General features: G+C 65.8%; 2 protein-coding genes and 2 pseudogenes. All 4 read right to left on the bottom strand.

Annotated features, from left to right (window positions below):
* A pseudogene (locus AC1DDO_RS22920) lies at window positions 1–263 on the bottom strand (serine hydroxymethyltransferase); the annotation flags it as partial.
* An 8-nt stretch (window positions 264–271) separates the two neighbouring features.
* Window positions 272–655 (bottom strand): glycine cleavage system protein GcvH, encoded by a 384-nt coding sequence (gene gcvH / locus AC1DDO_RS22915; protein WP_476868846.1) that lies wholly within the window; start codon window positions 653–655, stop codon window positions 272–274.
* A 613-nt stretch (window positions 656–1,268) separates the two neighbouring features.
* Entirely contained in the window at window positions 1,269–2,402 is a 1,134-nt protein-coding gene (gcvT, locus tag AC1DDO_RS22910; RefSeq protein ID WP_476972842.1) for a glycine cleavage system aminomethyltransferase GcvT, read from the bottom strand.
* Between the two features lie 12 nt (window positions 2,403–2,414).
* Window positions 2,415–2,903 (bottom strand): annotated as a pseudogene (locus tag AC1DDO_RS22905) (glycine dehydrogenase (aminomethyl-transferring)); the annotation flags it as partial.

The raw sequence follows: 2,903 nt of genomic DNA, 5'->3' as shown, positions 1-2,903 counted from the left end.
GCCAGCTGCTCGATCACATCGACGTGCTCGCAGCCGCCGTAGTAGCGCTTGCCCGGGTAGCCCTCGGCGTACTTGTTGGTCAGCACCGAACCCTGCGCCTGCATCACAGCCACCGCGGTGTGGTTCTCCGAGGCGATCATTTCCAGGCCATCGCGCTGGCGGGACAGCTCGGCGTCGATCCTCGCGGCGATCTCCGGATCCAGCGCGGACAAATCCGCGTCCAGGGACGCGGAGACAACCTGCTCAAAGGTTGTGCTGGACATCGCGGCGCTCACAGTTCGCCACCGTTCTTGGACGCGTACTCCTGCGCCGAGAGCAGCGGGCCCTCGGATTCGGCGGCCACCTTGAACAGCCAGCCTGCGCCGTAGGGATCGCTGTTGATCAGCGCGGGGTCATCGACGACGGCGGGGTTGATTTCGGTGACCTCGCCGGTGACGGGGGCGTACAGGTCCGAGACGGACTTGGTCGACTCGACCTCGCCGCAGGTCTCCCCCGCGGTCACCGCGGAGCCGACCTCGGGCAGGTCCACGTACACGATGTCGCCGAGGGCGTCCGTGGCCACAGCGGAGATGCCGATGGACACAACGTTCCCGGCTTCCCGCGCAACCCACTCGTGCTCGTCGGAGTACTGCAGTTCAGGGGCAACTTTTGCCATGTGTTTTTCCTTTACGTTTGAAAAGTCGTGGGCTAAATCAATTGTCGCTGGGTAACTTAATGACCGTGGCCGCGTTACGCGGCCGGAAACCGAATTCCTCCGCGTGCTCGGTCGCGAAGGCGCCCGCTGGGCGGACGCGACGCTCCCTTAGACGCACGCTTCCGGAATCCGCTCCCCTGCCGCTATCAGAAAATTCAGTTTTCGGGGCCATGGGTTCTCCGGGAAGAAACCGTGGCCTTTCGATATCTTCCAGGGCCGGGCTACTTCTTGGCTTTAAGGGTGTCATCAAGCTCAACCCCCAATGATCGAGCTTGAGACAAACCGGAGCCGCGGTAGGCAGTTAATCCCCAGCACCTTTGGCTTTCGAAGGCGTCAGTTCCCACTGGTCCCGGCGTGGCGTCGTCTCAAAGGTGACATGTCCTCGAGGGGCTGGCTGGCCGCGGTTTTCGAAAGCGTGCGTCTAAGCGAGTGACCGCCGTCGGGGTTCCCTGGCCGAGCTTGCGAGGCTAGGGGGACGGCGGGTCAAACGAGCGAGCACGCGTGAAAACTGGGGCAAGCCAGCCCCGGAACTGGGAACCGCTGAAGCGGCTGGTCCGCTGAGGTACTTGTCGGGCTACTTGACGCGCTTGTAGAAAGGCAGTGCCACTACTTCGAACGGCTCCGCCTTGCCGCGGAGGTCGATGTCCAGGGCGGTGCCGGGCTCAGTGAGCTCGACGTCGACGTAGGCCATCGCGACCGGGTAGCCGAGGCTGGGGCTGGGCTGGCCGGAGGTGACTTCGCCGACGACGTTGCCATCCTTGAGGACCGGGTAGTGGCCACGGCCTGCCCGGCGTCCGAGGCCCTTGAGCCCGACGAGCTTGCGGCCCGTCGTGGTGCCGGCACCGGCTTCCTTCTTGGCGGCCAGTGCGGCCTTGCCGATGAAGTCGCCTTCCTTGGCGAGGGCGACGACCGGGCCAAGCCCGGCGGCGAACGGATCGCCTTCGAGGGAGAGCTCGTTGCCGTAGAGCGGCATGCCCGCCTCGAGGCGGAGCGAATCGCGGGATGCCAGCCCGGCGGGGGTCAGCTCGCCGTCTTCGGCGATGGCGACGAGCGCCTGCCAGAGGGCGGCGGCGTCGTCGTTCGCGACGAAGATCTCGAAGCCGTCTTCACCGGTGTAGCCGGTGCGGGCCAGCAGGAGGTCCTGGCTGGCGCCGCCGAACATGAAGGGGACGTCGACAGCGGCGTAGTACTTCAGGCCCGTGACGAGTTCGTGCTGCGCGGCGGGAACCAGGCGCAGCAGGATCTCCTGGGCTTTGGGACCCTGGACGGCGATCAGCGAGGTCTCGGCGGAGGCGTCTTGGACCGTGACGTCAAAGCCTGCAGCGCGCTCAGCCAGGGCAGCGGCCACGACCTTGGCATTGCCCGCGTTGGGGACCACAAGGAACTTCTGCTCCCCACGCCGGTAGGTGATGAGGTCGTCGATGATGCCGCCGTCCTCGTTGCAGATCAGCGAGTACTTGGCTTTGCCAATGGCCATCGCGGAGATCTTGCCCACCAGGGCGTAGTCCAGGAAGGCGGCGGCGTCCGGGCCTGTGACCCAGACTTCGCCCATGTGGGAGAGGTCGAACAGGCCCGCGGACGTGCGGACGGCGTGGTGCTCGGCGAGTTCGGAGCTGTACTTCAGCGGCATCTGCCAGCCGCCGAAGTCGGTGAAGGAGGCGCCGAGCTTCTTGTGCTCTTCGTAAAGTGCCGTGTAATTCTCAGTCATCGTTGGCTGTCCTTACTTGTTTGAACCGGAGTTGGCGGAGTCGTCGGAGTGGCCTGCTGTGTCTTCCTCGAAGGCTTCGAGGGGAGGGCAGGAGCAGATCAGGTTGCGGTCCCCGGCAGCGCCGTCGATCCGGCCGACCGGCGGGAAGTACTTGTCCTGCTTGAGCGTGTGGACCGGGAAGACGGCCTGCTCGCGCGGGTACTCGCGCGTCCAGTCGGTGCTGATGACGGCGGCGGCGGTGTGCGGGGCGTTGCGCAGCGGGCTGTGCTCCACGGTGAAGTCGCCGTGGGCCACCTGGTCGATTTCGGCGCGGATGGCGACCATGGCCGTGATGAAGCGGTCGATCTCGCCGAGGTCCTCGGACTCGGTGGGCTCCACCATGAGAGTGCCCGCAACGGGGAAGGACAGCGTGGGGGCGTGGAAGCCGAAGTCGATCAGGCGCTTGGCCACGTCCTCGGCGGTCACTCCGGTCCTGGCCGTCAGTTCGCGCAGGTCCAGGAT

It is taken from the genome of Arthrobacter sp. 10N43, assembly GCF_056394525.1.
The sequence above is the reverse complement of the archived record's forward strand: the minus strand, read 5'-3'. Positions and strand labels throughout refer to the sequence as shown.